At 74.9% G+C, this 2,145-nt stretch carries 4 protein-coding genes; all 4 read right to left on the bottom strand.

The features are described from left to right. Window positions 1-240: hypothetical protein (locus AB0O00_RS36765; protein ID WP_363659048.1), on the bottom strand; the 240-nt coding region annotated here is incomplete at its 3' end. Between the two features lie 126 nt (window positions 241-366). Continuing rightward, entirely contained in the window at window positions 367-822 is a 456-nt protein-coding gene (locus AB0O00_RS36760) for a hypothetical protein (RefSeq protein ID WP_363659047.1), read from the bottom strand. 99 nt (window positions 823-921) lie between these two features. Continuing rightward, window positions 922-1,359: a hypothetical protein gene (locus AB0O00_RS36755; RefSeq protein ID WP_363659046.1), complete on the bottom strand. Its 438-nt coding sequence runs from the start codon at window positions 1,357-1,359 to the stop codon at window positions 922-924. Between the two features lie 370 nt (window positions 1,360-1,729). After that, window positions 1,730-2,145 (bottom strand): hypothetical protein (locus AB0O00_RS36750; protein ID WP_363659045.1); only part of this gene is annotated, 416 nt, incomplete at its 5' end.

Here is a 2,145-nt window from a genome sequence, read left to right as displayed (position 1 = left end):
GCCCGGCGGCGTCGGGGTCGCTTCCGCGGTCGGCACCACCGGTGCGGACCCCACCGCGACCGGCCCCGGCTCCAGACCCGGCTCCAGCCCCGGCCCCGACGCAACGGGGCCGACCTCGGCCGTCTCGTCCTCGCCGTCCGCCTCGGCCGCCATGGCCCAGTTCACCACGGGAAGTCGGAAACCGGACGAGCCCTGCTCCCCCGTGCCGCGCTTCTCCTCGCCCACGCTCATCCCCTGCACTCGACGCCACTCCTACAAGCCCCGAACCCCTACGAACACCCGAACCCCTACGAGCACCCGAGCTCCTACAAGCACCCGAGCTCCTACAAGCACCGACGGACGGCGCCCCCGCTCGCGTTCAGCCGGTCACGAGCCGGCCCTCCACACCGGCACCCGCTCCGACTCCGGCACCCGCTCCGGCACCGGCGGTGCCAGGACGAACGCCACCGCCCGCTCCAGCACCTCGCGGTCCGGCAGGCGGCACGGCCCGTCCCCCTGCGCCCGGACGTGCGCGAGCAGGTCCGGCTCCGGCGCCAGGCCGTACGTCTCCAGGTAGTAGGTCACCGTGTCGGTCCAGATCCACTGCCCGTCCGTCCGGAACCCGAGCGGTACCACGCCGCGCCGCTCCGGATCGACCACGTCGTCCGTCAGCATCGGCGTGAGCAACACGGCCGCCCCGCCCCGGAGGTAGCGCAGCACGGCCTGCCGCGCGGGCCCCTCCGCCAGCCGGGGACGGTCCGGCGCGAACCCCGGGCCCGTCACCGGGTCCACGGCGTCGAACACCGCCGCGAGCCTGAACCCGCCCCGCTCCGCCTCGTTCACCCTCGGCACTCCTCCCGCACGCCCGGCACGCTCCGCACCGGGGTCCACGTCCTCTCCGACGGCCGGCCGGCGGCGGGAGGTTCAGCCGGACTCCTGGGGTCAGACCGCGGCCCACGCGCTCCAGCTGTTGCCGGCGCTACGGACGCGGCCCCAGAGACGGCCGTCGGCGCCCGTCGCGGCGATCTCGAAATTGCCGCCTCCCGTGTCCGAGGCGAGGATGTCGACCGGACCCACCAGGTAGCCGCCCATGGAGACCCAGCCGCTCTTGTGGCCGGACTTGTCGCTCCAACGCGTCCACACGGCGTGGTCGGTGCCGACGACGAAGACCTCCTGGCCGCCGTCACGGAAGTAGTACGTCGTCGTGCCACCGCCGTACGCGCCACCGCACAGGTACGTGCCGCCCCACGCCGGGCTGCTGCACGTGCTCTCGTCGCCCCAGCCCTTGTCGCCCGGACCCGCCGCACTGGCGGGCACGGCGGCGACGGACAGTGCGGCGAACGCGGCTGCCGCGACGGCAACGGCCTTGATCTTCTTCATATCTGCTCCAGGGAAGGGACGCCGGGGTGCAACCGAGGCCGGGCGAACGCATCGGCCCCTCACCAGTGCCGACGGAGACGCCGCCGGAGCAGGTTCAACCCGGTTGGTACGCAATCCGGTTCGGCAGCGCGTGACCGGGCGGGGCTCGGCTCCCCACCGGCGTCGGACACCGGACCCGGTCGAGGTGTGCGCAGGGCCGCGGCAATGACATGTCCGGCCATGAGCGATTCGGAGCACGTCCTCGACTGGTTGCAGGCCTGGTACGCCGATCAGGTCGAAGACAGCACGCCGAGGTGATCCGCCGCAGGCAGTGGCCTCGGCCCCGGCCCCGGCTCCGGCGATGGCTCCGGCTCGGCGAACCCGTGCGACGTCAGGAGCAGTCGGCCGCGCCCAAGTCCAGGCGGTAGTGCGCCGGGTGGGGCGGGCGGACGCGGTCGGCCGGGGCGACGGCGTCGCGGCGGGCGAGCCAGGTGCGCAGGCGGTCCGGGGCGGGCCGGATGCTCCCCACCTCGTGGAGCAGCACGCGGGCGGGGACGCCGGCGGACGGGTCCGGCTCGTCGACGGCCACCACCTCGAAGCCCGTCCCCGGAGCGAACACCACCGCCGCGGGCTCGCCCGGCTCGCCGAAGGCCGAGCAGCGCCGCCCGCCCACGGACCACACCGCGAACTCCACCTCCACGTCCTCCCCGAGATCGCCCCCCACCGCGGCCAGCCCGCTCACCGGAGCCCGCTCGGTGAACAGGGCGCCGGGCGTGAAGCGGGCCAGGCCTCCCCCACCGGCCGGAG

Origin of the sequence: Kitasatospora sp. NPDC093558 (assembly GCF_040683475.1) — a bacterium.
Taxonomy (GTDB): Bacteria; Actinomycetota; Actinomycetes; order Streptomycetales; family Streptomycetaceae; genus Kitasatospora.
Note: the sequence above shows the minus strand (reverse complement) of the source record. Positions and strands in the feature narration are given on the sequence as shown.

Coding starts and splice junctions, on each gene's coding strand:
- AB0O00_RS36755 (WP_363659046.1), bottom strand. CDS start 1,359: ATGAAGAAGATCAAGGCCGTTGCCGTCGCGGCAGCCGCGTTCGCCGCA.